Source organism: Streptomyces sp. NPDC052682, assembly GCF_040678435.1.
Lineage (GTDB): Bacteria > Actinomycetota > Actinomycetes > Streptomycetales > Streptomycetaceae > Streptomyces.
The window spans coordinates 164,297-189,545 of record NZ_JBFATS010000011.1; the positions used below are offsets into that span (position 1 = coordinate 164,297).

Sequence of the window (25,249 nt, forward strand, 5' to 3'; positions counted from 1 at the left end):
GCGGCGGCGTCGTACGTCACCACACGAGCACACCGCCCTCGATCATCCGGGCGTGCAGGGCCGCGATCTCCAGGTTGCGCAGCCGTCTCACCAGTCCCTCCCGGTGCTCCGCGAGCCCCCGCGGGCGCTGCGTGCTCTGCGCGATCGCGTCGAGATGCTCCCGCAGCAGCGCCACCTCGCCCAGGAACTGAGCGACGTCCTCCGCCTCGACCTCCAGGTCCCCGTCGGCCAGTACCGGAAGGAACCGGGCGCCCAGCGCGCGTACCGGCTCCGATCCCCACACGGTGGTGCGCCAGGACTCGAATCCGGCCGAGTCGTCGCGTCCCTCGGGCACGTCGAGAACGCGCCGCTGCCCGTCCGGGCCGCGGACGAACACATCGACAGACAGACTCATGGCGCCAGTGGATCACCGGGGGAGCGCGGCGGACCACCGGATATCGACGGGTGTCAGCCCGCTCCCCGGGGTCACGACGCGGTCCCGCTCCGCACGCCGTACTGCTCCCGCACCGCCCAACGGCCATCGCCCGTCGAGGCGTACGTCCGGGCCGGGCGGACCCGGCCGGGCAGCGGCACCCGGGCCCGTCCCGGAGCCGGCCGCGCCGCGGCACGTTTCCTGAACGGGGCGGACATCTCCTGGCGGCACCCGCTCCCCGCGGCCTCGGCTGACGGCGCGTCAGACAGCCAGAGGAGTGTCGGCGGACCCGATGGCTGATACTGGACGGGTTATGGACATCGTCATCCTTGCTGTAGTCATCGCCGTGGTCGTGCTCGGCGCGCTCGGCGGGCTCATCGTCGGCAGCCGGCGCAAGAAGCAGCTGCCTCCGCCGCTCCCTGCCGCGCCCGACATCACCGCCCCACCGGCCGAGCCGCACGTCGGCGACGAGGCCGAGACGCCGCGGGACGAACCCCGGCGCACTATCGAGGAGGTGGACCTCCCGGGCGGGGGCACGGCCCCCGTCGTGGTGGAGGAGCCGCCCACCGTCGAAGCTCCCGGGATCGAGATCCCGGAGCCCACCGCGGGGCGTCTGGTACGCCTGCGCGCCCGTCTGTCCCGCTCGCAGAACGCGCTCGGCAAGGGCCTGCTCACCCTGCTGTCGCGCGAGCACCTCGACGAGGACACCTGGGAGGAGATCGAGGACACCCTGCTCACCGCCGACGTCGGCGTGCAGCCCACCCAGGAGCTGGTCGAACGGCTCCGCCAGCGCGTGAAGGTGCTCGGCACCCGCACCACCGAGGAACTGCGCGGACTGCTGCGCGAGGAGCTGATCACGCTGATCGGCCCCGAGATGGACCGCACGGTCACGACCGAGCCGGAGGGCCGCAAGCCCGGCATCGTCATGGTCGTCGGCGTCAACGGCACCGGCAAGACCACCACCACCGGCAAGCTCGCCCGTGTCCTGGTGGCCGACGGCAACACCGTCGTCCTGGGCGCCGCCGACACCTTCCGCGCCGCCGCCGCCGACCAGCTCCAGACCTGGGGCGAGCGGGTCGGCGCCCACACCGTGCGCGGCCCGGAGGGCGGCGACCCCGCCTCCGTCGCCTTCGACGCGGTCAAGGAGGGCAAGGAGATGGGCGCCGACGTGGTGCTCATCGACACCGCCGGCCGTCTGCACACCAAGACCGGTCTCATGGACGAGCTCGGCAAGGTCAAGCGCGTGGTGGAGAAGCACGCCCCGCTGGACGAGGTCCTGCTCGTGCTCGACGCCACGACCGGGCAGAACGGTCTGGTCCAGGCCCGCGTCTTCGCCGAGGTCGTCGACATCACCGGCATCGTGCTCACCAAACTGGACGGCACGGCCAAGGGCGGCATCGTGGTCGCCGTCCAGCGCGAGCTGGGCGTGCCGGTCAAGCTCGTCGGGCTCGGCGAGGGCGCGGACGATCTCGCGCCGTTCGAGCCGGAGGCGTTCGTCGACGCCCTGATCGGAGAGTGAGCACCCGCGGACTTCCGCAGGTGCGGATGGCAAGCGCCCGCCCCCAGGTGCGGTAGGGGACGGGCGCTTCGCTGTGGGCGGCCGGATATGTCGTCGAACGGCAGGACCTAGGCCCGCGACCGGTGGGCGACGTACGCCAGCGTCCCGAGCAGCAGCCGGGCCGCCGGCGGGGTGGACGCCGAGTCCAGGGCGGGGGAGCGCACCCAGCGCACCGGCCCGAGGCCGCCCCGGTCGGACGGCGGTGCCGTGATGCAGGCACCCGGGCCCAGGCCGCGCAGGTCCAGGGAGGTCGGGTCGTCCCAGCCCAGCCGGTACAGGAGCGTGGGCAGGTCGGCGGCGGCGCCGGGGGCGACGAAGAAGTGGGCGCGGCCGTCCGGGGTGACGGCCACCGGGCCGACCGGCAGGCCCATGCGCTCCAGCCGGGCCAGGGCGAGACGCCCGGCGGACTCGGCCACCTCGATCACGTCGAAGGTCCGGCCGGCCGGCAGCATCACCGCGGCGCCCGGGAAGCCGGCCCAGGCCTCGCTCACCTCGTCCAGGGTCGCGCCGGCCGGGATCTCGGGCGCGAAGTCCAGCGGATGCGCTCCCGGCGCCCGGCAGTCGCGGCGGCCGCAGGAGCAGGCGCCGGCCGTGGCGCGCGCACCCGGCACCACGTCCCAGCCCCACAGGCCGGTGTACTCGGCCACGGTGGTGACGTCAGAGGAGCGGCCCCGGCGGCGTGAGCCGGGCCGGATGTCGCGGATGCCCCGACTGATGCCGATCGTGAAGCCCATGCCCCCTCCAACGGGTCCGACACGACTGCGGTTACGCAGCGGACGCGGAACGTGACTCTCTGTTCTCACCTTCCCGGTTCCCCGTACCGCACGGCTCAGGCGGCGCCCGGAGGTGCGTGGGGTGGTGCGGGCCGCGACACGCGCTGCCGAGTGCAGCCCTGCTTCCGTTCCGGGTGACTGTGTCAAGTGAATCGCGGGAAGCCCGTCGTGAGTTCATTCGAAGGGGTGGCGAATGGTGGCGATTCTGGAACGGTCGTGGCTGGACGGGTGATCGTAGGATTACCGTGTGTGCACGAGTCCTGGGGGCACATGCACTCGTGGGTATGCCGGAGGCAACTCGGCTTTCCGTTCGGCGGGTGACAACCGCCGGACGAAGGCGCCAAGAACCGGCATTCTGATAGGGCTTGGCGCACTCAGCGACAAGTGGTCTCAGGGATGGGGGCGTTCCAGTGAGCGGCAACGGCGGAAGCGGACCGGGCGACGGCGGCGCCACGCACGCTGACAAGCGCCCGAACGAGCTGCTCACCTCGTGGTTCGTGCGCAGCGGCTGGTCCAAGGGCGAACTCGCCCGTCAGGTCAACCGCAGGGCACGCCAGCTGGGCGCCCACCACATCTCCACGGACACCTCCCGGGTGCGCCGCTGGCTGGACGGCGAGAACCCGCGCGAGCCCATCCCCCGGATCCTGTCCGAGCTTTTCTCCGAGCGTTTCGGCGTCGTCGTCTCCGTGGAGGACCTGGGGCTGCGCACCGCCCGCCAGGCACCCTCCGCGACCGGAGTCGACCTGCCCTGGACGGGCCCGCAGACCGTGGCCCTGCTCAGCGAGTTCTCGCGCAGCGACCTGATGCTGGCGCGGCGCGGCTTCCTCGGGAGCTCGCTGGCCCTGTCTGCGGGCCCGGCCCTCATCGAGCCCATGCAGCGCTGGCTCGTCCCCTCGCCCCCGGCCCCGCGCCCGGCGCCCGAGCCCGAGCACACGGCCTCCTCACGAGCCCGCGGCCGGCTGTCCCAGGCCGAGCTGGAACTGCTGGAGTCCACCACCGAGATGTTCCGCCAGTGGGACGCCCAGTGCGGCGGCGGTCTGCGCCGCAAGGCGGTCGTCGGCCAGCTGCACGAGGTGACCGACCTCCTCCAGGAGCCCCAGCCCGAGGCCACCGCCCGCCGCCTGTTCAAGGTCGCCGCCGAGCTCGCCGAGCTGGCCGGCTGGATGTCGTACGACGTCGGGCTGCAGCCCACCGCGCAGAAGTACTTCGTCCTCGCGCTGCACGCCGCCAAGGAGGCCGGTGACCGGCCGCTCGGCTCGTACATCCTGTCCAACATGAGCCGGCAGATGATCCACCTGGGCCGGCCCGACGACGCCCTGGAGCTGATCCACCTCGCGCAGTACGGCAGCCGGGACTGCGCGAGCCCGCGCACCCAGTCGATGCTGTATGCGATGGAGGCCCGCGCCTACGCCAACATGGGGCAGCCCGGCAAGTGCAAGCGGGCCGTGCGGATGGCCGAGGACACCTTCGCCGACGCGGGCGAGTGGGACGAGCCGGACCCCGACTGGATCCGCTTCTTCTCGGAGGCCGAACTGCACGCCGAGAACTCGCACGCCTTCCGCGACCTCGCCTACGTCGCCGGGCGCAGCCCCACCTACGCCTCCCTGGCCGAGCCGCGGATGCGGCGGGCGGTGGAGCTCTTCGCACAGGACACCGAGCACCAGCGGTCGTACGCGCTCAACCTGATCGGCATGGCCACCGTGCACCTGCTCCAGCGTGAGCCCGAGCAGGGCGCCGTCTTCGCCAAGGACGCCCTGCGGATCGCCAAGAAGATCCGCTCCGAGCGGGTGAACACGCGGATCCGGAAGACGGTCGGCACGGCCGTACGCGACTTCGGTGACGTCGCCGACGTCCTCGACCTCACCGAGCGGCTCGCCGCCGAACTGCCCGAGACCGCCGAGGCGGTCTAGCGCCCCGGGGCATCCCCCGGGCAGCCCCGGGGCGCCACCCCCGAACCCCGGCCGCGGCCGGCCCTCCCGAACAGCCCGACTCGGCTCCCCCATGCCAGGTCATCGGAAGGCCGGCCGCGGCCGGTCCGTGCCCTCCCGCGGAAGGTTGCGCCACGATAACGATCCTGCGGAGGGACATCTCGCAGTTCATCCACCCGTAACACGCACGGCGCCTTCGTCACGGCCGCGAAACAACGAGGGGCTTCCACCGAAACCGCGCTGCGTCAATCTCGTGGCGCATAACCGGCCCACCCCTCATTCCGCTCAAGGCTTCGCCCGCACGGGGCCGTACCAACGACGAGGAGACGCCGATGGCACCAGCCATCACCCTTGCCGCAGAGGCACCCAAGCTGTCTGCCGCCAACACAGGGTTCATGCTCATCTGTTCCGCACTGGTGATGCTCATGACGCCCGGCCTGGCCTTCTTCTACGGAGGCATGGTCCGCGTCAAGAGCACCCTGAACATGCTGATGATGAGCTTCATCAGCCTGGGGATCGTCACCATCCTGTGGGTGCTGTTCGGCTTCTCCATGGCGTTCGGCACCGACCACGGCCACGTGATCGGCTGGACGTCCGACTGGCTCGGCCTCAGCGGAGTCGACAAGGCCGAGCTGTGGGGTACGTACAACATCCCGCTGCTCGTCTTCATGGTCTTCCAGCTGATGTTCGCCATCATCACGCCCGCCCTGATCAGCGGTGCCCTCGCGGACCGCGTGAAGTTCTCGGCGTGGGCGCTGTTCATCACGCTGTGGGCCATCGTGGTCTACTTCCCGGTCGCCCACTGGGTCTGGGGCGAGGGCGGCTGGGCCTTCGACATGGGCGTGATCGACTTCGCCGGTGGTACGGCGGTCCACATCAACGCCGGTGCCGCCGCGCTCGGCGTGATCCTGGTCATCGGCAAGCGGGTCGGCTTCAAGAAGGACCCGATGCGTCCGCACAGCCTGCCGCTGGTCATGCTGGGCGCCGGTCTGCTGTGGTTCGGCTGGTTCGGCTTCAACGCCGGCTCGTGGCTCGGCAACGACGACGGCGTCGGCTCGCTGATGTTCGTCAACACGCAGGTCGCCACGGGTGCCGCCATGCTGGCCTGGCTCGCCTACGAGAAGATCCGCCACGGCGCGTTCACCACGCTGGGCGCCGCCTCCGGCGCGGTGGCCGGTCTGGTCGCCATCACTCCCTCCGGCGGCGCGGTCACCCCGATGGGCGCGATCGCCGTCGGCGCCATCGCCGGTGCGGTGTGCGCCATGGCCGTCGGCCTGAAGTACAAGTTCGGCTACGACGACTCCCTGGACGTCGTGGGCGTCCACATGGTCGGCGGTGTCATCGGCTCCCTGCTGATCGGCTTCTTCGCCAGCGGCAAGGGCCAGTCGGACGTCGCGGGTCTGTTCTACGGCGGCGGCCTGACCCAGTTCTGGAAGCAGTGCGCGGGCGTCTTCGCGGTCCTCGCCTACTCCCTGGTGGTCTCCGCGATCCTCGCCTTCGTCCTCGACAAGACCCTCGGCATGCGGGTCTCCGAGGACGAGGAGGTCGCCGGCATCGACCAGGCCGAGCACGCCGAGACCGCATACGACTTCAGCGGCGCCGGCGGCGGTGCCGCCCGGACGACCGCCGTTCCCGCCCCCGTCGCCGCCGCGAGCAAGAAGGTGGACGCATGAAGCTCATCACCGCCGTCGTGAAGCCGCACCGGCTCGACGAGATCAAGGAAGCCCTCCAGGCCTTCGGAGTGCACGGCCTGACGGTCACCGAGGCGAGCGGTTACGGTCGTCAGAGGGGCCACACCGAGGTCTACCGCGGCGCCGAGTACACCGTGGACCTGGTCCCCAAGATCCGCATCGAGGTGCTGGTCGAGGACGACGACGCGGAGCAGCTGATCGACGTCGTCGTCAAGGCCGCCCGCACCGGCAAGATCGGTGACGGCAAGGTCTGGTCCATCCCGGTCGAGACCGCCGTGCGGGTCCGGACCGGCGAGCGCGGCCCGGACGCGCTCTGACCGCTCAAGAGAACAGGAGTCGCTGGGTGACGCGTGCGGACGTACCGAACGAAGCAGAGGACACGGGACCCAGCGGCTACGCGGCGGCCCGGCTGCGCCTCCTCGGGGAGGAGGCGCAGCCCGGGCCGCCGCGCCGTTCGGCCCTGTCCGGCCTGACCGACGAGTGGCTCGCCGGACTGTTCGCGGCGGGCGCCGAGGAAGCGCGCGGGGTCTCCCTGGTCGCCGTCGGCGGCTACGGCCGCGGCGAACTGTCCCCGCGCAGCGACCTCGACCTGCTGCTGCTGCACGACGGCAGCGACCCCAAGGCGGTGGCCGCCCTCGCCGACCGGCTCTGGTATCCCGTCTGGGACCTCGGCCTCGCCCTCGACCACTCCGTGCGCACGCCCGCCGAGGCACGCAGGACCGCCGGTGAGGACCTCAAGGTCCAGCTCGGCCTGCTGGACGCCCGGCACCTCGCCGGCGACCTCGGCCTCACGGCCGGGCTGCGCACCGCGGTGCTCGCCGACTGGCGCAACCAGGCCCCCAAACGCCTTCCCGAACTGCAGGAACTGTGCGCCGAACGCGCCGAGCGGCAGGGCGAGTTGCAGTACCTGCTGGAGCCGGATCTGAAGGAGGCGCGCGGCGGGCTGCGGGATGCCACCGCCCTGCGCGCGGTCGCCGCCTCCTGGCTGGCCGACGCCCCCCGCGAGGGTCTCGCCGACGCCCGGCGCCGGCTCCTCGACGTCCGCGACGCGCTGCACCTGGCGACGGGCCGGGCCACCGACCGGCTCGCCCTGCAGGAGCAGGACCAGGTGGCCGCCGAGCTGGGCCTGCTGGACGCCGACACCCTCCTGCGGCAGGTCTACGAGGCCGCGCGGGTCATCTCGTACGCCAGTGACGTCACCTGGCGCGAGGTGGGGCGCGTACTGCGGTCGCGTGCCGTGCGGCCGCGGCTGCGCGCCATGCTGGGCGGCGGGAAACCGACCGCTGAGCGCTCCCCGCTCGCCGAGGGCGTCGTGGAGCAGGACGGCGAGGTGGTGCTCGCCCGCGCCGCGCGCCCCGAACGCGACCCCGTCCTCCCCCTGCGTGCCGCGGCCGCCGCCGCGCAGGCCGGGCTCCCGCTCTCCCTGCATGCCGTACGGCGCATGGCGGCCACCGTGCGCCCCCTGCCCACGCCCTGGCCCGCCGAGGCGCGTGAGCAACTGGTCACCCTGCTCGGCTCCGGCCGCCCGACCATCGAGGTGTGGGAGGCGCTGGAGGCCGAGGGCCTGATCACCCGGCTGCTCCCCGACTGGGAGCGGGTGCGCTGCCGCCCGCAGCGCAACGCCGTGCACGTGTGGACCGTCGACCGCCACCTGATCGAAACCGCCGTCCGCGCCTCCGCGTTCACCCGCCGCGTCAGCCGGCCCGACCTGCTGCTCGTCGCCGCGCTGCTGCACGACATCGGCAAGGGCTGGCCCGGCGACCACTCCGTCGCCGGGGAGATCATCGCCCGGGACGTGGCCGCCCGCATCGGCTTCGACCGGCACGACGTCACCGTCGTCTCCGCCCTCGTACGCCACCACCTGCTGCTCGTCGAGACCGCCACCCGGCGCGACCTGGAGGACCCGGCCACCGTGCGCCTGGTCGCCGACGCCGTCGGCTCCCAGGGCACCCTGGAGCTGCTGCACGCCCTCACCGAGGCCGACGCCCTGGCCACCGGACCGGCCGCCTGGTCGTCCTGGCGCGCCTCGCTCGTCGCCGACCTGGTCAAGCGGGTCTCGGCGGTGCTGGCCGGGGACCCGGTGGAGGATCCCCAGGCCGCGGCGCCCACGGCCGAGCAGGAGCGGCTCGCCATCGAGGCCGTGGCGACGGGCGGCCCGGTGCTGTCCCTGCGGGCGCAGACGGAACCCGCCCAGGAGGCCGGGGAGGCCCCCGGCGAGCCCGAGCCGCTGGGAGTGGAACTGCTGATCGCCGTGCCGGACCAGCCGGGCGTGCTGCCCGCGGTGGCGGGCGTGCTGGCCATGCACCGGCTGACGGTACGGACCGCCGAACTGCGCTCCCTGGACCTCCCGGACGGCGTCGAGGGCTCGGTCCTGCTGCTGGACTGGCGGGTCGCCGCCGAGTACGGCTCCCTGCCGCAGGCCGCCCGCCTGCGCGCCGACCTCGTCCGGGCGCTGGACGGTTCGCTGGACATCGCCGGCCGCTTGGCCGAACGCGACGCCGCCTATCCGCGCCGCCGGGGCGTGGTCCCGCCGCCCCCCAGGGTGACGGTCCACCCGGCCGCGTCCCGCCTGGCCACCGTGATCGAGGTGCGCGCCCAGGACGCCCCGGGCCTGCTGTTCCGGATCGGCCGGGCCCTGGAGGACGCGGGCGTACGGGTGCGCAGCGCGCATGTGTCGACCCTGGGCGCCAACGCCGTCGACGCCTTCTACGTCACCGGCCCGCAGGGCGCGCCCCTGCCCGGGGACGAGGCGGCGGCGGTGGCACGCAAGCTCCAGGAGAACCTGCCGGGGTGAGACCGCCCGGCGACTTGTCCCGCCGGGATACCCTGGAGGGCGATTCACCAGCCTGTCACCGACCCCGAGGACCGCGAGCGCCGTGTTCGACACTCTCTCCGATCGCCTGTCAGCGACTTTCAGGAACCTGCGCGGCAAGGGACGGCTCTCCGAGGCGGACATCGACGCCACGGCGCGCGAGATCCGTATCGCGCTCCTCGAGGCCGACGTGGCGCTGCCGGTCGTCCGGGCGTTCATCAAGAACGTCAAGGAGCGCGCCCTGGGCGCGGAGGTCTCCCGCGCGCTGAACCCGGCCCAGCAGGTCCTGAAGATCGTCAACGAGGAACTGATCACCATCCTCGGCGGCGAGACCCGGCGGCTGCGCTTCGCCAAGCAGCCGCCGACCGTGATCATGCTGGCCGGTCTCCAGGGTGCCGGCAAGACCACCCTCGCGGGCAAGCTCGGCAAGTGGCTCAAGGAGCAGGGCCACTCGCCGCTGCTGGTCGCCTGTGACCTCCAGCGGCCGAACGCCGTCAACCAGCTGAGCGTCGTCGCCGAGCGCGCCGGCGTCGCGGTGTACGCGCCGGAGCCGGGCAACGGCGTCGGTGACCCGGTCAAGGTCGCCAAGGACTCGATCGACCACGCCAGGTCCAAGGTCCACGACATCGTCATCGTCGACACCGCCGGCCGGCTCGGCATCGACCAGGAGATGATGCAGCAGGCCGCCGACATCCGGGACGCGGTCTCGCCGGACGAGATCCTGTTCGTCGTCGACGCGATGATCGGCCAGGACGCCGTCAACACCGCCGAGGCCTTCCGCGACGGCGTCGGCTTCGACGGCGTGGTGCTCTCCAAGCTCGACGGTGACGCCCGCGGTGGTGCCGCCCTGTCGATCCGGCAGATCACCGGCAAGCCGATCATGTTCGCGTCGAACGGTGAGAAGCTCGAGGACTTCGACGCCTTCCACCCGGACCGGATGGCCTCCCGCATCCTCGACATGGGTGACCTGCTCACCCTGATCGAGCAGGCGGAGAAGACGTTCAGCCAGGAAGAGGCCGAGCGGATGGCCTCCAAGCTGGCGTCGAAGAAGGGCCAGGACTTCACCCTGGACGACTTCCTGGCCCAGATGGAGCAGGTCCGCAAGATGGGCTCCATCTCCAAGCTGCTCGGCATGCTCCCGGGCATGGGCCAGATCAAGGACCAGATCCAGAACCTCGACGAGCGCGACGTCGACCGCACGGCCGCCATCATCAAGTCGATGACCCCGGCCGAACGCCAGGACCCGACGATCATCAACGGCTCCCGGCGCGCCCGTATCGCCAAGGGTTCCGGTGTCGAGGTCAGCGCCGTGAAGAACCTCGTGGAGCGCTTCTTCGAGGCCCGCAAGATGATGTCCCGCATGGCCCAGGGCGGCATGCCCGGGATGCCGGGCATGCCGGGGATCCCGGGCATGGGCGGCGGTCCCGGCCGGGCGAAGAAGAAGCAGAAGCAGGCCAAGGGCAAGCAGCGCTCCGGCAACCCGATGAAGCGCAAGCAGCAGGAGCAGGAGGCCGCGGCCCGCCGCGCCGCCGCCGCGCAGGGGGGCAACGCCTTCGGCCTGCCGCAGCAGGGCGGCCAGGACTTCGAACTCCCCGACGAGTTCAAGAAGTTCATGGGCTGACGGGCGGCCTGGTGCTACGACACCCGAGGCGCCCCTCGTTGCCGAGGGGCGCCTTCGTCGTGCGGGAGCCCGGCCGGCCCGGTCGTCACCGGATCCGGGCGATCAGATACCGGAACACGTTCGGCATCCAGACGGTCCCGTCCTGCCGCTGGTAGGGATGCAGCGCCTCGGTGAGCTCCTTGTCGACCTGCACCTGGTCGGTCGCCGTGATCGCCGCGTCGAACAGCCCCGTCGACTTCAGGCCGCGTACCGCGCTGGGCACGTCGGCGTACCCGAAGGGGCACGCCACCCGCCCGGACCCGTCCGGCCGCAGCCCGGCCTCCTGGGCCACCTCCTCCAGGTCGTCCCGCAGGGCGGGGCGCCAGCTGCCCGCGCTGCGCATCGGCTCGGCGAGCTTGGTGGCCACCCGCAGCACGGACGTCGTGGCACAGCGCTCCGGCGGTCCCCAGCCGGCCAGCACCACGGCCGCACCGCGCTCGGCGAGCGGGGTCGCCTCCGCGAGCAGCTCACGCAGTCCCTCCGCGTCGCCCGCCAGGCACCCGATCGGCTCGAAGGCCGTCACGAGGGTGTACGCCCGCGCGTGCGGGGCGTCGGCGTCCGACGGGGAGCCGTCCACCAGCCGGGTCTGCGCACGCGCGCGCGTGCCCCACGCCTCCGGCAGCAGCCGCTGCCGGGCGAGCGCCAGCCGTTCCGAGGAGGAGTCGACACCCGTGACGGCCGCGCCCCGGGAGGCGGCCATCAGCAGGGCGAGCCCGGAACCGCAGCCGAGGCCGAGCAGCCGCGTCGCAGGGCCCACTTCCAGTCGCTCGTAGACGGCCTCGTAGAGCGGTACGAGCATCCGCTCCTGGATCTCCGACCAGTCACGCGCGCGTGCACGCAGGTCCACGCGGGGTGCCGTCCCCGCGTGAGGCTGATGCTGCCGCACGAGCGTAGGTGTCATAAGTAAGCGCCCCAATCCGACGAGAGTTGCCGCTTGCCCATTCCTTGGCCCCCGTGCAGTGCGCTCTCGCACTCCCCGTATGCCAGGAAACTCCGCCCTCGTCCCGGCGTCCAGTGGAAAGCGGCTCCCGCTTGAGAGTTGCATGTGCCTATGGCGAGATTTCACATTCCGGCAACCTGGGCCCGTACGATCGCGCCATGGCAAAGGCACCCGTTCTCACGCCCCGGTCGGACGATTTCCCGCGCTGGTACCAGGATCTGATCAACAAGGCCGAACTCGCCGACAACGGCCCGGTGCGCGGCACCATGGTCATCCGGCCGTACGGGTACGGGCTGTGGGAGCGGATGCAGCAGGAGATGGACGCCCGGATCAAGGCGACCGGCACCCAGAACGCCTACTTCCCCCTGCTGATCCCGCAGTCGTACCTGGTCAGGGAGGCCGACCACGTCGAGGGGTTCGCGCCGGAGCTGGCCGTGGTCACCCACGGCGGGGGAAAGGAGCTGGAGGAGCCCGCAGTGGTGCGCCCCACCTCCGAGATGATCATCAACGACTACTTCTCGAAGTGGGTGCAGAGCTACCGCGACCTGCCGCTGCTCATCAACCAGTGGGCGAACGTCGTGCGGTGGGAACTCAGGCCCCGCCTGTTCCTGCGGACGACGGAATTCCTGTGGCAGGAGGGACACACCGCGCACGCCACGTACGAGGAGGCCCGCGACTTCGCCGCGCATATTCACCGGAAGGTCTACGAGGACTTCGTGGTGAACGTTCTTGCGATGGACGTCGTCCCCGGCCGCAAAACCGCAAGTGAGCGCTTCGCGGGGGCCATCAACACGCTCACCCTCGAAGGGATGATGGGCGACGGCAAGGCCCTGCAGATGGCCACCAGCCACGAGCTGGGCCAGAACTTCGCCAAGGCCTTCGACACCCGGTACCTGTCGAAGGAGGGCAGGCAGGAGCTGGTCTGGCAGACCTCCTGGGGCTCGACCACCCGCATGATCGGCGCCCTGGTGATGATGCACGGCGACGACGACGGGATGCGCGTACCGCCGCGCCTCGCTCCCGTCCAGGCGGTCGTCCTCGCCATCAAGGGCGAGGAGGCGGTTCTGGCCAAAGTCCGCGAACTCGGCGACCGGCTCCGGGCGGCGGGCATCCGGGTCCACGTCGACGACCGCACCGACACGCCCTTCGGCCGCCGGGCCGTCGACTGGGAACTCAAGGGCGTCCCCGTACGCGTCGAGGTGGGCCCCCGCGACCTGGAGAACGGCACCGCGATGCTGGCCCGCCGCATCCCGGGGGGCAAGGAGCCGGTGGCCCTGGACGCGCTGGCCGGACTGCTCCCCACCGTCCTGGAGGAGGACCAGGCCCTGCTGCTGCGCCAGTCGCGCGAGCGCCGCGAGTCCCGCACCTCGGACGTGTCGACGATCGAGGAGGCCGTCGAGGCGGCCACCGCCGGCGGCTGGGCGCGCATCCCCTGGGCGGTCCTCGGCGAGGAGGGCGAGGCCAAGCTGGGCGAGCACGCGGTGACCGTACGGTGTCTGGTCACCGAGGACGGGTCGGTGCCGGACGCCGACGACGCGCCGGGTAACGTCGCCGTCGTCGCCCGCGCTTACTGAGATACGCGAGGGGCGCACGGGGCGCGCAACCGCGGCCGAATCGCCCCTTGCGCAGCCGCCGAGCACACCCACCCCGGCGCGCGCAGACCGGGTACGCGCCGGGGCGTAGGGCGAACTACGCACCAGCTTGGTAGGAGCTGGGAAGCTTCTCCGCAGATCAGCGCACCCGCCCTCGTCGGGACGCATCAGAGGCAACTGACGGGTACGTGCAAATTATTTGGGATGCCCCGGAATAGGAACACAGCGGCACCCCGGCTCGTTGTCATTACGTGAGCACGACACCACCTGTTCTCGCCGCAGAGCTGGCGCAGGCGTGGGCCGACATTCAGCGGTACCACCCCGAGCTGCCCGATCTTGCCGCGCCCGAGTCACTGATCGGAGAGTCGTCGTCCGCCTGCGGTCACGAACTCTCCTTCGAGCGACTGCTCCATGAGGCAGTCCACGGCATCGCCGCCGCGCGCGGAGTACGCGACACCTCCCGTGCCGGCCGGTACCACAACCGCAGATTCCTCGCGATCGCCGAGGAGCTGGGCCTGGACCACCCCGAGGAACCGCACCCCAGCAGCGGCTTCTCCCTGGTCACGCTCACCCCCGAGGCGAAGCGCCGCTACCGCCCGACGATCGAGCGACTGCAGCGCGCCCTGAAGGCCCACTCGGCGGCGACCGCCGCCGACACGGCCCGCACCTTCCGCGGCCCGGCCGCCCGGCACGGCTCCTCCGGCGGCGGGGTCCGGGTGAAGGCGGTCTGCGACTGCGGCCGCAACGTCCGGGTCGTCCCGTCGGTCCTGGCCCAGGCCCCGATCGTCTGCGGCGGCTGCGGCAAGCCGTTCCGCATCCCGGAGGTCGTGGGAGCGGGCGCGGTGGCGAGCTGACAGCCGCCCGGCATCTCGTGGGTGCCGGACGGCCCAGCCCCGCCGGAGACCGCACCCGGCGCGTCCCCCCGGCGCCGGGTGCGGGTCACGCCTGCCCGGAGCACCCCCGGCCCAGGGCGGCCCGCGGGGTATGGCACAATGGCTAGCTGTACTCGACAGCCGCACAGGACCCCTCTCTCCTCCGGCTGACGCGTCCATCGGGCACTCGGGTACCGCAACCCCACGCGGCCATCTCGCCGTGCCCCACCACGTCAAATCCAGGAGATCCCACTCCCGTGGCAGTCAAGATCAAGCTGAAGCGTCTGGGCAAGATCCGTTCGCCTCACTACCGCATCGTCGTCGCCGACTCCCGTACCCGCCGTGACGGCCGGGCCATCGAGGAGATCGGCAAGTACCACCCGACGTACAACCCGTCGGTGATCGAGGTCGACAGCGAGCGCGTGGCGTACTGGCTCTCCGTCGGCGCTCAGCCGACCGAGCCGGTGCTCGCCATCCTGAAGAAGACCGGCGACTGGCAGAAGTTCAAGGGCGAGCCCGCCCCGGCTCCGCTGCTCCAGCCGGCCGAGAAGCCCGCGCGTCCGTCGTTCGAGGCGATCAGCGGCGAGGACGAGGGCAAGGGTGAGGCGATCACCCAGAAGAAGAAGGCTGAGAAGAAGGACGAGGCCAACGCGGAGTCGTCCTCGTCTGAGTCGACCGAGGCCTGAGCATGCTCGAGGAGGCTCTCGAGCACCTCGTGAAGGGCATCGTCGACAACCCTGACGATGTGCAGGTGGCCTCGCGCAACCTGCGCCGTGGACGTGTGCTCGAGGTCCGGGTCCACCCCGACGATCTCGGCAAGGTGATCGGTCGCAACGGCCGTACCGCACGCGCTCTGCGCACCGTCGTGGGCGCCATCGGCGGCCGCGGCGTCCGGGTCGACCTCGTCGACGTGGACAACGTCCGCTGACGCTTCGCAGCACCGGCTCGGGCCGGGGAGGGCCACTGGGCCGTCCCCGGCCCGTCGCCGTATGAGCCGCCATCGGCTCGCGTCTTTCCGACAGGAGAACCAAGCACAGTGCAGCTGGTAGTCGCACGGATCGGCCGTGCCCACGGCATCAAGGGCGAGGTCACCGTGGAGGTCCGTACCGACGAGCCGGAGCTCCGGCTCGCGCCCGGGGCCGTCCTGGCCACCGACCCCGCCTCCGCCGGCCCGCTCACCATCGCGAGCGGCCGCGTGCACAGCGGCCGCCTGCTGCTGCGCTTCGAGGGCGTACGGGACCGCACCGCCGCCGAGGCGCTGCGCAACACCCTCCTGATCGCCGAGGTCGACCCCGACGAACTGCCCGAGGGCGAGGCCGAGTACTACGACCACCAGCTGATCGACCTCGACGTGGTCACCGAGGAGGGCCTGGAGGTCGGCCGCATCACCGAGATCGCCCACCTGCCCTCGCAGGACCTGTTCGTCGTCCAGCGCCCCGACGGCACCGAGGTGATGATCCCGTTCGTCGAGGAGATCGTCACCGACATCGACCTGGCAGAGCAGAAGGCCGTCATCGACCCGCCGCCGGGCCTGATCGACGACCGCGCCGAGATCGCCTCCAGCCGGGACGAGGCGTGATGCGCCTCGACGTCGTCACGATCTTCCCCGAGTACCTCGAGCCGCTGAACGTCTCCCTCGTCGGCAAGGCACGCGCGCGGGGACAGCTGAACGTCCACGTGCACGATCTGCGTGCCTGGACGTACGACCGCCACCACACCGTCGACGACACGCCCTACGGCGGCGGCCCCGGCATGGTCATGAAGACCGAGCCCTGGGGCGACGCCCTGGACTCCGTCCTGGCCGACGGCTACGAGACCGGCTCCCACGAGCCGGCCCTGATCGTGCCGACCCCCAGTGGCCGTCCCTTCACCCAGGAGCTGGCCGTCCACCTCTCCGAACGGCCGTGGCTGATCTTCACGCCCGCCCGCTACGAGGGCATCGACCGGCGCGTCATCGACGAGTACGCGACCCGGATGCCGGTGTACGAGGTCTCCATCGGCGACTACGTCCTGGCCGGCGGCGAGGCGGCCGTCCTGGTCATCACCGAGGCCGTGGCCCGGCTGCTGCCGGGTGTGCTCGGCAACGCCGAGTCGCACCGGGACGACTCCTTCGCGCCCGGCGCCATGGCCAACCTCCTGGAGGGCCCCGTCTACACCAAGCCGCCCCTGTGGCGCGGCCGGGACATCCCCGAGGTCCTGCTCAGCGGCCACCACGGGAAGATCGCCCGCTGGCGGCGCGACGAGGCCCTGCGGCGCACCACGGCCCACCGGCCCGACCTGATCGAGCGCTGCGACCCCAAGGCCTTCGACAAGAAGGACCGCGAGATGCTGTCCATCCTGGGCTGGGAACCGGACCCGGCGGGGGAGCCGTTCGGCCGATTTTGGCGCAGGGTGGCGGGCGTGGAAGAATAGACCGCTGTTGTGCGCCGTCCGGCGTGCGCCCCTGCCGCAGGGGGACACGACGCCCGCCCCGACCCGCACAGCTGCGATCCGTACCTCTAGTTGCCGTTGATGACCTGCGGCATCAGCGAAGAAAGCAGACGAAATGTCTCACCTGCTCGACTCCGTCGACGCCGCGTCGCTGCGCAGCGACGTCCCGGACTTCCGTCCCGGCGACACCGTCAACGTCCACGTGCGCGTCATCGAGGGCAACCGCTCCCGTGTGCAGCAGTTCAAGGGCGTGGTCATCCGCCGCCAGGGTTCCGGCGTGCGCGAGACCTTCACGGTCCGCAAGGTCTCCTTCTCCGTCGGCGTCGAGCGCACCTTCCCGGTGCACACCCCGATCGTGGAGAAGATCGAGGTCGTCACCAAGGGTGACGTGCGTCGCGCCAAGCTGTACTACCTGCGTGAGCTGCGCGGCAAGGCGGCGAAGATCAAGGAGAAGCGCGAGAACTGAGCGCTTTCCCGGGTGCCCAGCGGGGCCGGATAGCATCTGGCCCCGATGGACACCGCAGCACAGCCGACGGAGCGCGACCGCTCCTCCCGCCCTTCCGACTCCGGCGACACCCCGGAGGCCGAGAGGCCGGGGGAACGGTCGCGTTTCGCGTTGGTGTCGCGGATCACTGACGAGATCCCGGGTGGGCGGATCACCCTGACCCTCTTCGCCTGCCTGCTGTTTCTGCTGTTGCTGAGCACCTTCGTCCTGCGGCCGTTCGAGATCCCCAGCGGATCCATGGAGCAGGGATTGAGGGTCGGGGACCGCGTTCTCGTAAACAAGTTGGCGTACCGTTTCGGTGCTCAGCCGCAGCGCGGCGACGTGATTGTGTTCGACGGCACCGGGTATTTCGGGGACGCCGACTACATCAAACGCGTTGTCGGTGTGGGGGGAGACCATGTGGTCTGCTGTGACAAGGAGGGGAGGCTCCAGGTGAACGGCCGGTCGGTCGACGAGTCGACCTTCCTGTATCCCGGTGACAGCCCGTCCACCGTGCGCTTCGACGTCGTCGTTCCCGAGGGCCGCCTGTTCGTCCTCGGTGACCACCGCAGCGCCTCCAGCGACTCCCGTGACCACCTCGGCTCGCCGGGCGGCGGCATGGTCCCGGTGCGCCGGGTCATCGGCCGCGCCGACTGGATCGTCTGGCCCTTCTCCCACGCCACCCGCCTGCACCGCTCGGACGCCTACGCGCGCGTGCCCGCCGCAGGGCCCGCCCTCGGGCGGTCCCCTGTGCTGGCCTCTCGGAATGCGGAGGGCACTGCGCAAACCGCGGACGGGGTCCTGACCGCCGCGCAGGGCGCCGGGGGGGTCGGGCCGGCCGCCTGGGGGATGGCGGGGAGTGCTGCCGTTGTGCTGGGCGCCGGTGGGGTCGGGCGGATCGGCCGGGGGCGGGCGGGGAGTGCCGTCGTGCTGGCCGCCGGTGGGGCCGGGCCGAGCGCCCCGGGACGGGCGGGGAGTGCCGTCGCACTGACCGCCGGTGGGATCCGGCAGGAGGCCCGGGGGGCGGCGGGGAGTGCCGTCGTGCGGGGCGCCGGTGGGGTCCGGCAGGGAGCCCGGGGGGCGGCGGGGCGTGCCGACGTGCGGGGCGCCGGTGGGACCGGGCAGGGCGGCCGGGGGACCGCGGGGCGTACCGACGTGCGGGGCAGCGGTGGGATCGGGCAGGGCACCTGCGGGACCGCGGAGCGTGCCGTCGTGCAGGGCGCCGGAGGGATCGGGCAGGGCGGCCGGGGGACCACCGGGCGTGCCGTCGTACAGGGCACCGGTCAGGTCACGCAGGGCACCTGTGGGATCGCGGAGGGCGCCGATGGGTAGCCGCGGCAAGCCGCGCGGAGTGCCCGCGAGCCCCGCCGAGAACCTGCTGCCCACCGGGGCCCGGCGCGCCGGCGGTCCGGCCTCCGGCCGTACGCGGGCCGAGCGGCGCAAGCTCCAGCGCAAGGTCAAGCGCAAGCGCAGGCGCAGCGCGGTCAAGGAGATACCGCTCCTGGTCGGCGTCGCCGTCCTCATCGCGCTCGTGCTGAAGACGTTCCTCGTCCAGGCCTTCGTCATCCCCTCCGGCTCCATGGAGCAGACGATCCGGATCGGCGACCGCGTCCTGGTCGACAAGCTCACCCCGTGGTTCGGCTCCAAGCCGCAGCGCGGGGATGTCGTCGTCTTCAAGGACCCCGGCGGCTGGCTCCAGGACGAACAGCCCACCACCAAGAAGAACGACCCCGTCGTCGTCAAGCAGATCAAGGAAGGGCTGACCTTCATCGGTCTGCTGCCGTCCGACAACGAGAAGGACCTGATCAAACGGGTCGTCGGTGTCGGCGGCGACCGGGTCAAGTGCTGTGACGTGCAGGGGCGGGTCACGGTCAACGGCATTCCGCTGAACGAGGACTACCTGTATCCGGGCAACGCCCCGTCCAACCAGCCGTTCGACGTCACCGTCCCGCCGGGCCGGCTGTGGGTGATGGGCGACCACCGGGACAACTCGGCCGACTCCCGGTCCCACCAGGACACCGACTACGGCGGCACGGTCTCCGAGGACGAGGTGGTCGGCCGTGCCATGGTCATCGCCTGGCCGCTGGGCCACTGGAGCACCCTGGAGGAACCACGGACCTACGCCTCCGTGTCCGACGCGACCACCGGGTCGATCGCTGCTCCACGTCTGTCGCATAGGGTTGCCCCCGAGAATCCGAACGGAATGATCCAGCTCCCGAGCCCTGCGGAACTCCCGCTCGTTATGGGAGTGGTGGGCCTGCGCCGTGTGAGGGCCAGGCGGCGGCACAGAGTAAGGAGTTGGCGTGGGGGATGTGGCGGTTGGCGCACGGTCCGGGCACGGCGGCGAGGAACACCGCGGGAGCTCCGCGGAATCGGCCGTCCCGGCCGCGGACAGCGCCGTGACCCCCGGGAGTGACTCCGGGGCAGCCGAGGACGACAGGGTGACGGACGAGAAACCGAGGACAGAGGGCACCGACGACCGCGGCGCGGGCGGCACGCCCAAGCCGAAGAAGCCGCAGCGCTCCTTCTGGAAGGAGCTGCCCATCCTGATCGGCATCGCGCTGGTCCTGGCGCTGCTGATCAAGACCTTCCTGGTGCAGGCGTTCTCGATCCCCTCCGACTCGATGCAGAACACCCTCCAGCAGGGTGACCGGGTGCTGGTCGACAAGCTCACCCCCTGGTTCGGCTCCGAGCCCGAGCGGGGCGAGGTCGTCGTCTTCCACGACCCCAGCAGGTGGCTGGCGGGCGAGCCCACCCCCGACCCGAACGCGATGCAGAAGGTCCTCAGCTGGATCGGCCTCATGCCGTCCGCAGAGGAGAAGGACCTCATCAAGCGCGTCATCGGGGTCGGCGGCGACACGGTCGAGTGCAAGGGCACCGGCCCGCTCACGGTCAACGGCAAGGCGCTCAACGAGCCGTACGTCTACCCCGGCAACACCCCGTGCACCGTCGACGACGGGGGCGGCCAGTTCAAGGTCAAGGTGCCCAAGGGCTACATCTGGGTCATGGGCGACCACCGGCAGAACTCGAGCGACTCCCGGTACAACCAGTCGGACAAGTACCACGGAATGGTCCCGGTGAAGGACGTCGTCGGCCGTGCCATCGTCGTCGCCTGGCCGATCAACCGCTGGAGCACCCTGCCGGTTCCGGACACCTTCGACCAGCCGGGCCTCAGCGCCCAGGCCGCCGCCCTGACCGCCGGCCCCGACGCGGTCGCTCTCCTCGGAGTCGTACCGGTGGTGCTGTGGCGCCGCAGGCGGAGCGGGACGCCGGCGGTTCGCTGAGGGCTCTCGCGGGCCGCAGGTACCGCCGGGTAGGGTGCGGACCCATGGGTGTCGAGAGCACGACGCGTACGGCTCCGCGCGGCGGCGCGAGCAGTGGCCCGGCGGGCAGCCGGACCGGGCAACGACTGTCCGGACTGGCCGTGGCGCTGGGCCTGGTCCTCTTCCTCGGCGGGTTCGCCTGGGGAGCGGTGGTCTACCGGCCGTACACCGTGCCCACCAGCTCGATGTCCCCGACGATCGCGGCCGGCGACCGGGTGCTGGCACAGCGCATCGACGGCGGTGCGGTACGCCGCGGTGACGTCGTCGTCTTCAAGGACACCACCTGGGCCAACATGCCGATGGTCAAGCGGGTGGTCGCGGTCGGCGGCGACACCGTCTCCTGCTGCCAGGACGGCAAGCTCAAGGTCAACGGCAAGGAGATCGACGAACCGTATCTCCCCGAGGGCGAGGCCGCCGAGCCCAGTAACTTCCCCACCGTGACGGTCCCCGAGGGCCGCCTGTTCCTGCTGGGTGACGAGCGCGGCAACTCCGTGGACTCCACCGCCCACCTCACCGACGCCGCCAGCGGCACCGTCTCCCGTGGCGCCATCGAGGCGCGGGTCGACGCCGTCGTGTGGCCCATGAACGGCATGCTCGAGCGGCCCACCGGCTTCCAGCCGCTCGGCGCCCTGTCCTCGCCCGGCCCGCTGCGGACGATCGTCGCGCTGGTGATCGCGGGCGCCGTGCTCGTGCTGGGCGGGGCCGCGTACGGACCCGTCGCCAAGCGCAGGGACGCGGCCCGGGCCCGGTTGAGCGCGGAGTCCGCCGGTGTCCGCTGAGACCGCCCCCACGGGAGCGGACCCGTACGACGACGGGGTGCGCAGGGTCGCCCGGGTGGTGCTGCTCGACCCGCAGGACCGCATCCTGCTGCTGCACGGCCACGAGCCGGACGATCCGGCCGACGACTGGTGGTTCACCCCCGGCGGCGGTGTCGAGGGCGATGAGACCCGTGAACAGGCCGCCCTGCGGGAACTCGCCGAGGAGACCGGCATCACTCAGGTCGAGCTGGGCCCGGTGCTGTGGCAGCGCAGATGCTCCTTCCCGTTCGCGGGCCGCCGCTGGAACCAGGACGAGTGGTACTACCTGGCCCGTACGCAGCACACGGCGACCGCGGCCACGGCCCTGACCGAGCTGGAGCGGCGCAGTGTCGCCGGAGCGCGCTGGTGGACGTGCCGGGAACTGAGCCGGTCACATGAGACGGTGTATCCGACCAGACTCGCCGAGCTGCTGCGCACGCTGCTCGACGAAGGTCCCCCCGCCAGGCCCCTGACCCTGGACACCGAAATCGTCTAGGGCCGCAGGGACTGGCGCACAATGGTGGGACGCACGGCTGAAGGGGAACATGCCATGAGCGCCGAGGACCTCGAGAAGTACGAGACCGAGATGGAGCTCAAGCTCTACCGGGAGTACCGCGATGTCGTCGGTCTGTTCAAATACGTGATCGAGACCGAGCGGCGCTTCTACCTGACCAACGACTACGAGATGCAGGTGCACTCGGTCCAGGGCGAGGTGTTTTTCGAGGTGTCCATGGCGGACGCCTGGGTGTGGGACATGTACCGGCCGGCGCGCTTCGTGAAGCAGGTCCGGGTACTCACGTTCAAGGACGTGAACATCGAGGAGCTGAACAAGAGCGATCTGGAGCTCCCGAGCGGGTGACGGGGAGTCCCTTTCACCCACCCGGGTGAGGGAGTTGTCCACAGCCCCTGAGTTGTCCACCAAGATCCACTCGGGGGAGGCGGGTGCGTGATCGTTGGCGCCGGAGGTGGTGCCGACATGAACGCACGAAATGCCCTCGGCAGGTACGGCGAGACGCTGGCCGCGCGGCGGCTGACGGAGGCCGGGATGACGGTCCTGGAGCGCAACTGGCGCTGCGGGAGGACCGGCGAGATCGACATCCTGGCCAGGGACGGGGACGTCCTGGTGGTCTGCGAGGTGAAGACCCGCAGGTCCGGAGCCTTCCAGCATCCGATGGCCGCGGTGACCCCGCAGAAGGCGGAGCGCCTGCGCGATCTCGCCGAGCGCTGGATCCAGACCCACGGAGGAGCCCCGCCCGGCGGAGTACGCATCGACCTCGTCGGGGTCCTCCTGCCGGCCCGCGGCGCGCCGCAGGTCGAGCACGCACGGGGGGTGGCCTGAGATGGCGTTCGCCCGTACGTGTTCGGTGGCGCTCGTAGGCGTCGAGGGAGTGGTAGTAGAGGTCCAGGCCGACCTGGAACCCGGGGTCGCCGCGTTCACGCTGGTCGGCCTGCCCGACAAGAGCCTGACGGAGAGCCGCGACCGGGTACGCGCCGCCGTGGTGAACTCCGGGGCCGCCTGGCCCCAGAAGAAACTCACCGTGGGCCTGAGCCCGGCCTCCGTCCCCAAGAGCGGCAGCGGCTTCGACCTCGCCGTCGCCGCGGCGGTCCTCGGCGCGGCCGAGCGCATCGACCCCCGGGTGCTCGCCGACATCGTGATGATCGGGGAGCTCGGCCTGGACGGACGGGTACGGCCCGTGCGAGGAGTCCTGCCGGCGGTGCTCGCGGCGGCGGACGCGGGCTACGAGCAGGTCGTGGTGCCGGAGTGCGCCGCCGCCGAGGCCTCCCTGGTGCCCGGGGTGTCCGTACTGGGCGTGCGCAGCCTGCGCCAGCTCATCGCGGTCCTCGCCGACGAGCCCGTGCCCGACGAGGAGCCGGACGAGCAGGGACGTCCGGACCCGCTCCTGGCCGGCCTGCGGGTACCCGGCACGGGCGCGGCCACCGGCATGCACAGCATCGGCGCGGCCCAGCACGACCACGGGCACGACCTCGCGGACGTGGTGGGCCAGATCTCGGCGCGCACGGCGGTGGAGGTCGCCGCGGCGGGCGGGCATCACCTGTTCCTGGAGGGGCCGCCCGGGGCGGGCAAGACCATGCTCGCGGAGCGGCTGCCGACCATCCTGCCGCGCCTCACCCGGCAGGAGTCCCTCGAGGTCACGGCCGTGCACTCGGTGGCGGGACTGCTGCCGCCCGGCAAGCCCCTGATCGACGTGGCCCCCTACTGTGCCCCGCACCACTCGGCCACCATGCAGGCCCTGGTCGGCGGCGGTCCGGGCATCGCGCGGCCCGGCGCCGTGTCGCTGTCCCACCGGGGGGTGCTCTTCCTGGACGAGACGCCCGAGTTCAACAGCCAGGCACTGGACGCCCTGCGCCAGCCGCTGGAGGCCGGGCACGTGGTGATCGCGCGCAGCGCCGGTGTGGTGCGTTTTCCGGCCAAGTTCCTGATGGTGCTCGCTTATGCGGGTGCGGACATGTCCAACCGAGCGGATAAGGATCTTCGCGTGATCCGTGTGCACGGTGGGATCCGGCAGCTTGCCTGATCCGGTGTGCTCGCAGTGGTTACTGTCTGTGAATTCCTTGCAGTGGGCCGGAGAGCGAGCGGGGCGGGAGCGGCGCCCTGCTGCTGGGTGGCGGACTGGTGTCGGCCCTGACGTCCTCGGGGCGGGCTATCTGCTGCCCGTGGAACCGAGTGGCTTGTTGAGCGTCTATCATTTTCGAATGGATCGAACATTCCGCTGATGTCCAGTTTGTCGTCTGGACTTGGCGCTTCGCGCTGTTGGAGACTCAGGGACATGGCCCAGGGATCACACGATGCCGCTCACAGCGCGGTTGGTTACCAGCATCAGACCTGGTGGGCGCTGGTGGAGTTGCTGCGTGCTGGACCCGAGCGTCCGGATTCCTCCCTCACGCTGGAGATGTACGACGACATCGCTTGGGACGTGTCGGGGACGCCCACTGAGTTGCTGCAGGTCAAACACCACAAGGGGAAGACCCGGCGGCTGACCGACCGGGCGGTGGACGTGTGGAAGACCATCCAGGTATGGATGGATGAGTCTTCGCCTGGCGACGCCAGCGGCCCATCTCTGGTCCTGGTGACCACGCAGACGGCGGCACCGGGAAGTGCTATGGCTTTTCTTCGGGTCCAGGATCGGGATGAGACGGCCGCTCTGAAGCTTCTGGAAGCAGTCGCCGCCGAGGAGGGATCGGGTGAAACGCGTGACACGCGTCGCCAGTTCCTTGAGCTCGGCCCCTCGGTACGGCGCACGTTCGTACACCGCATCCGTGTGACCGACGGTTCTCCGCGCGCCGAGGAGGTGCATGCCGCGGCCCGGACTGCTCTGCAGTGGACGCTGCCTACCGGCCACGAGGAACTCTTCATGGCCATGGTATGGAAGTGGTGGGATGGCCAAGCATTGGCTCTGCTGCAGGGCCGCCTGACCAGCTTGGACGTGGGATCTGCCCAGGCCGCGATCGCAGAGATCCGGGATCAGTTCACCAGCGAAAACCTGCCCACGCTGGTGCACCTGCTGGATGTCAACGAGGACGAGATCGGTGAGCAGCACCGTACCCGTCCGTTCGTGCAGCAAATGGAGTGGGTAGCTTACCCGCCCCGTAACCTGCAGAAAGCGATCGTCGATTACTACCGGGCCTACACCCAGGCGGCGCAGTGGGTGGATGAGGACCTCATCGGTATTGCAGAACTGGAACGCTTCGAAGCCGAGTTGATCGACGAGTGGGAGCGCGAGTTCGAATGGATGACGGAGGGACTCGCTGAGGACGCGGACGAGAAGGCCAGACAGGCAGCAGGCCGGAGTCTGCTACGCACCTTGCTGGGGCAGACGGGCATCACCGTCCGCTCCCGCTACAACGACCCATTCTTCGCTCGCGGCCACCGCCATGCACTGGCTGACGCCGGCAAGGTCGGATGGCATCCTGATTTTGAGGAACGCATCGAGCAGCTGCTGCACGTGCACGCCTGA

24 protein-coding genes and 1 pseudogene are annotated in these 25,249 nt (G+C 71.2%); 22 read left to right on the forward strand and 3 right to left on the reverse strand.

Going from position 1 to position 25,249, the window contains the following annotated elements:
• Positions 1-16: 16 nt before the first annotated feature.
• Positions 17-394 (reverse strand): hypothetical protein, encoded by a 378-nt coding sequence (locus AB0K80_RS19305; protein WP_365671103.1) that lies wholly within the window; start codon positions 392-394, stop codon positions 17-19.
• A gap of 331 nt (positions 395-725) precedes the next feature.
• Between AB0K80_RS19305 and ftsY the strand changes: the two genes are divergently transcribed.
• Positions 726-1,931, forward strand: a complete 1,206-nt coding sequence (gene ftsY, locus AB0K80_RS19310) for a signal recognition particle-docking protein FtsY (RefSeq protein WP_365671105.1) — start codon at positions 726-728, stop codon at positions 1,929-1,931.
• A gap of 107 nt (positions 1,932-2,038) precedes the next feature.
• Here ftsY and AB0K80_RS19315 read toward each other — a convergent pair whose 3' ends face one another.
• Positions 2,039-2,704, reverse strand: coding sequence for a bifunctional DNA primase/polymerase (locus AB0K80_RS19315; protein ID WP_365671107.1), 666 nt, complete (start codon positions 2,702-2,704; stop codon positions 2,039-2,041).
• A 449-nt stretch (positions 2,705-3,153) separates the two neighbouring features.
• Between AB0K80_RS19315 and AB0K80_RS19320 the strand changes: the two genes are divergently transcribed.
• From AB0K80_RS19320 to ffh, 5 genes are all read left to right on the forward strand, one after another.
• Complete coding sequence (locus AB0K80_RS19320; RefSeq protein WP_365671109.1) at positions 3,154-4,653, forward strand: hypothetical protein; 1,500 nt, start codon at positions 3,154-3,156, stop codon at positions 4,651-4,653.
• A 350-nt stretch (positions 4,654-5,003) separates the two neighbouring features.
• Entirely contained in the window at positions 5,004-6,344 is a 1,341-nt protein-coding gene (locus tag AB0K80_RS19325) for an ammonium transporter (RefSeq protein ID WP_365671111.1), read from the forward strand.
• Positions 6,341-6,679 carry a P-II family nitrogen regulator gene (locus AB0K80_RS19330; protein ID WP_030231663.1) on the forward strand — a complete coding sequence of 113 codons (339 nt, stop codon included), beginning with the start codon at positions 6,341-6,343 and terminating at the stop codon, positions 6,677-6,679. The genes AB0K80_RS19325 and AB0K80_RS19330 overlap by 4 nt, the downstream gene beginning before the upstream one ends.
• Positions 6,680-6,705: 26 nt before the next feature.
• Complete coding sequence (locus AB0K80_RS19335) at positions 6,706-9,156, forward strand: [protein-PII] uridylyltransferase (RefSeq protein ID WP_365671113.1); 2,451 nt, start codon at positions 6,706-6,708, stop codon at positions 9,154-9,156.
• A gap of 82 nt (positions 9,157-9,238) precedes the next feature.
• A complete protein-coding gene (gene ffh, locus AB0K80_RS19340) occupies positions 9,239-10,795 on the forward strand; it encodes a signal recognition particle protein (RefSeq protein WP_365671115.1) in 1,557 nt (518 codons plus the stop codon).
• A gap of 85 nt (positions 10,796-10,880) precedes the next feature.
• Here the strand turns inward: ffh and AB0K80_RS19345 are convergent, their stop codons facing one another.
• Complete coding sequence (locus tag AB0K80_RS19345) at positions 10,881-11,735, reverse strand: methyltransferase domain-containing protein (protein ID WP_365671117.1); 855 nt, start codon at positions 11,733-11,735, stop codon at positions 10,881-10,883.
• 197 nt (positions 11,736-11,932) lie between these two features.
• On the opposite strand from AB0K80_RS19345, the gene proS reads away from it, so the two are divergent.
• From proS to AB0K80_RS19425, 16 genes and pseudogenes are all read left to right on the forward strand, one after another.
• Entirely contained in the window at positions 11,933-13,348 is a 1,416-nt protein-coding gene (gene proS / locus AB0K80_RS19350; protein ID WP_365671120.1) for a proline--tRNA ligase, read from the forward strand.
• Between the two features lie 269 nt (positions 13,349-13,617).
• Positions 13,618-14,220: a hypothetical protein gene (locus tag AB0K80_RS19355; protein ID WP_365671122.1), complete on the forward strand. Its 603-nt coding sequence runs from the start codon at positions 13,618-13,620 to the stop codon at positions 14,218-14,220.
• Positions 14,221-14,495: 275 nt separating this feature from the next.
• Positions 14,496-14,924, forward strand: a complete 429-nt coding sequence (rpsP, locus tag AB0K80_RS19360; protein WP_365671124.1) for a 30S ribosomal protein S16 — start codon at positions 14,496-14,498, stop codon at positions 14,922-14,924.
• 2 nt (positions 14,925-14,926) lie between these two features.
• Positions 14,927-15,166, forward strand: a complete 240-nt coding sequence (locus tag AB0K80_RS19365) for an RNA-binding protein (protein WP_029385578.1) — start codon at positions 14,927-14,929, stop codon at positions 15,164-15,166.
• Between the two features lie 108 nt (positions 15,167-15,274).
• Positions 15,275-15,817, forward strand: a complete 543-nt coding sequence (gene rimM, locus AB0K80_RS19370) for a ribosome maturation factor RimM (RefSeq protein ID WP_365671126.1) — start codon at positions 15,275-15,277, stop codon at positions 15,815-15,817.
• Positions 15,817-16,650 (forward strand): tRNA (guanosine(37)-N1)-methyltransferase TrmD, encoded by an 834-nt coding sequence (trmD, locus tag AB0K80_RS19375; RefSeq protein WP_365671128.1) that lies wholly within the window; start codon positions 15,817-15,819, stop codon positions 16,648-16,650. The genes rimM and trmD overlap by 1 nt, the downstream gene beginning before the upstream one ends.
• 133 nt (positions 16,651-16,783) lie before the next feature.
• Complete coding sequence (rplS, locus tag AB0K80_RS19380) at positions 16,784-17,134, forward strand: 50S ribosomal protein L19 (RefSeq protein WP_365671130.1); 351 nt, start codon at positions 16,784-16,786, stop codon at positions 17,132-17,134.
• Positions 17,135-17,179: 45 nt separating this feature from the next.
• Positions 17,180-17,878: pseudogene (gene lepB / locus AB0K80_RS19385) on the forward strand (signal peptidase I); the annotation flags it as partial.
• 598 nt (positions 17,879-18,476) lie between these two features.
• The gene (gene lepB, locus AB0K80_RS19390; RefSeq protein WP_365671132.1) at positions 18,477-19,568 is read left to right on the forward strand and encodes a signal peptidase I; all 1,092 of its coding nucleotides are present in this window, start codon (positions 18,477-18,479) and stop codon (positions 19,566-19,568) included.
• Positions 19,456-20,436: a signal peptidase I gene (lepB, locus tag AB0K80_RS19395; RefSeq protein ID WP_365671134.1), complete on the forward strand. Its 981-nt coding sequence runs from the start codon at positions 19,456-19,458 to the stop codon at positions 20,434-20,436. Before lepB (AB0K80_RS19390) ends, lepB (AB0K80_RS19395) begins: the two co-directional genes overlap by 113 nt.
• A 44-nt stretch (positions 20,437-20,480) precedes the next feature.
• Positions 20,481-21,254, forward strand: a complete 774-nt coding sequence (gene lepB / locus AB0K80_RS19400; RefSeq protein ID WP_365671136.1) for a signal peptidase I — start codon at positions 20,481-20,483, stop codon at positions 21,252-21,254.
• Positions 21,244-21,768, forward strand: coding sequence for an NUDIX hydrolase (locus tag AB0K80_RS19405; protein ID WP_365671138.1), 525 nt, complete (start codon positions 21,244-21,246; stop codon positions 21,766-21,768). Before lepB (AB0K80_RS19400) ends, AB0K80_RS19405 begins: the two co-directional genes overlap by 11 nt.
• A 54-nt stretch (positions 21,769-21,822) precedes the next feature.
• Positions 21,823-22,131 (forward strand): DUF2469 domain-containing protein, encoded by a 309-nt coding sequence (locus AB0K80_RS19410; protein WP_003993268.1) that lies wholly within the window; start codon positions 21,823-21,825, stop codon positions 22,129-22,131.
• A 117-nt stretch (positions 22,132-22,248) separates the two neighbouring features.
• Positions 22,249-22,611: a YraN family protein gene (locus AB0K80_RS19415; protein ID WP_365671140.1), complete on the forward strand. Its 363-nt coding sequence runs from the start codon at positions 22,249-22,251 to the stop codon at positions 22,609-22,611.
• 1 nt (position 22,612) lies between these two features.
• On the forward strand, positions 22,613-23,809 hold the full coding sequence (locus AB0K80_RS19420) for an ATP-binding protein (protein ID WP_365671143.1): 1,197 nt from the start codon (positions 22,613-22,615) through the stop codon (positions 23,807-23,809).
• A 252-nt stretch (positions 23,810-24,061) separates the two neighbouring features.
• Positions 24,062-25,249 (forward strand): ABC-three component system protein, encoded by a 1,188-nt coding sequence (locus AB0K80_RS19425; protein WP_365671145.1) that lies wholly within the window; start codon positions 24,062-24,064, stop codon positions 25,247-25,249.

Excerpts from the sequence above, each read along its gene's own strand:
- AB0K80_RS19305 (WP_365671103.1), bottom strand. The coding sequence starts at position 394 with ATGAGTCTGTCTGTCGATGTGTTCGTCCGCGGCCCGGACGGGCAGCGG.
- ftsY (WP_365671105.1), top strand. The coding sequence starts at position 726 with ATGGACATCGTCATCCTTGCTGTAGTCATCGCCGTGGTCGTGCTCGGC.
- AB0K80_RS19315 (WP_365671107.1), bottom strand. The coding sequence starts at position 2,704 with ATGGGCTTCACGATCGGCATCAGTCGGGGCATCCGCGACATCCGGCCC.
- AB0K80_RS19325 (WP_365671111.1), top strand. The coding sequence starts at position 5,004 with ATGGCACCAGCCATCACCCTTGCCGCAGAGGCACCCAAGCTGTCTGCC.
- AB0K80_RS19330 (WP_030231663.1), top strand. The coding sequence starts at position 6,341 with ATGAAGCTCATCACCGCCGTCGTGAAGCCGCACCGGCTCGACGAGATC.
- AB0K80_RS19345 (WP_365671117.1), bottom strand. The coding sequence starts at position 11,735 with ATGACACCTACGCTCGTGCGGCAGCATCAGCCTCACGCGGGGACGGCA.
- proS (WP_365671120.1), top strand. The coding sequence starts at position 11,933 with ATGGCAAAGGCACCCGTTCTCACGCCCCGGTCGGACGATTTCCCGCGC.
- AB0K80_RS19365 (WP_029385578.1), top strand. The coding sequence starts at position 14,927 with ATGCTCGAGGAGGCTCTCGAGCACCTCGTGAAGGGCATCGTCGACAAC.
- trmD (WP_365671128.1), top strand. The coding sequence starts at position 15,817 with ATGCGCCTCGACGTCGTCACGATCTTCCCCGAGTACCTCGAGCCGCTG.
- rplS (WP_365671130.1), top strand. The coding sequence starts at position 16,784 with ATGTCTCACCTGCTCGACTCCGTCGACGCCGCGTCGCTGCGCAGCGAC.
- lepB (WP_365671132.1), top strand. The coding sequence starts at position 18,477 with ATGGGTAGCCGCGGCAAGCCGCGCGGAGTGCCCGCGAGCCCCGCCGAG.
- lepB (WP_365671136.1), top strand. The coding sequence starts at position 20,481 with ATGGGTGTCGAGAGCACGACGCGTACGGCTCCGCGCGGCGGCGCGAGC.
- AB0K80_RS19410 (WP_003993268.1), top strand. The coding sequence starts at position 21,823 with ATGAGCGCCGAGGACCTCGAGAAGTACGAGACCGAGATGGAGCTCAAG.
- AB0K80_RS19415 (WP_365671140.1), top strand. The coding sequence starts at position 22,249 with ATGAACGCACGAAATGCCCTCGGCAGGTACGGCGAGACGCTGGCCGCG.
- AB0K80_RS19420 (WP_365671143.1), top strand. The coding sequence starts at position 22,613 with ATGGCGTTCGCCCGTACGTGTTCGGTGGCGCTCGTAGGCGTCGAGGGA.
- AB0K80_RS19425 (WP_365671145.1), top strand. The coding sequence starts at position 24,062 with ATGGCCCAGGGATCACACGATGCCGCTCACAGCGCGGTTGGTTACCAG.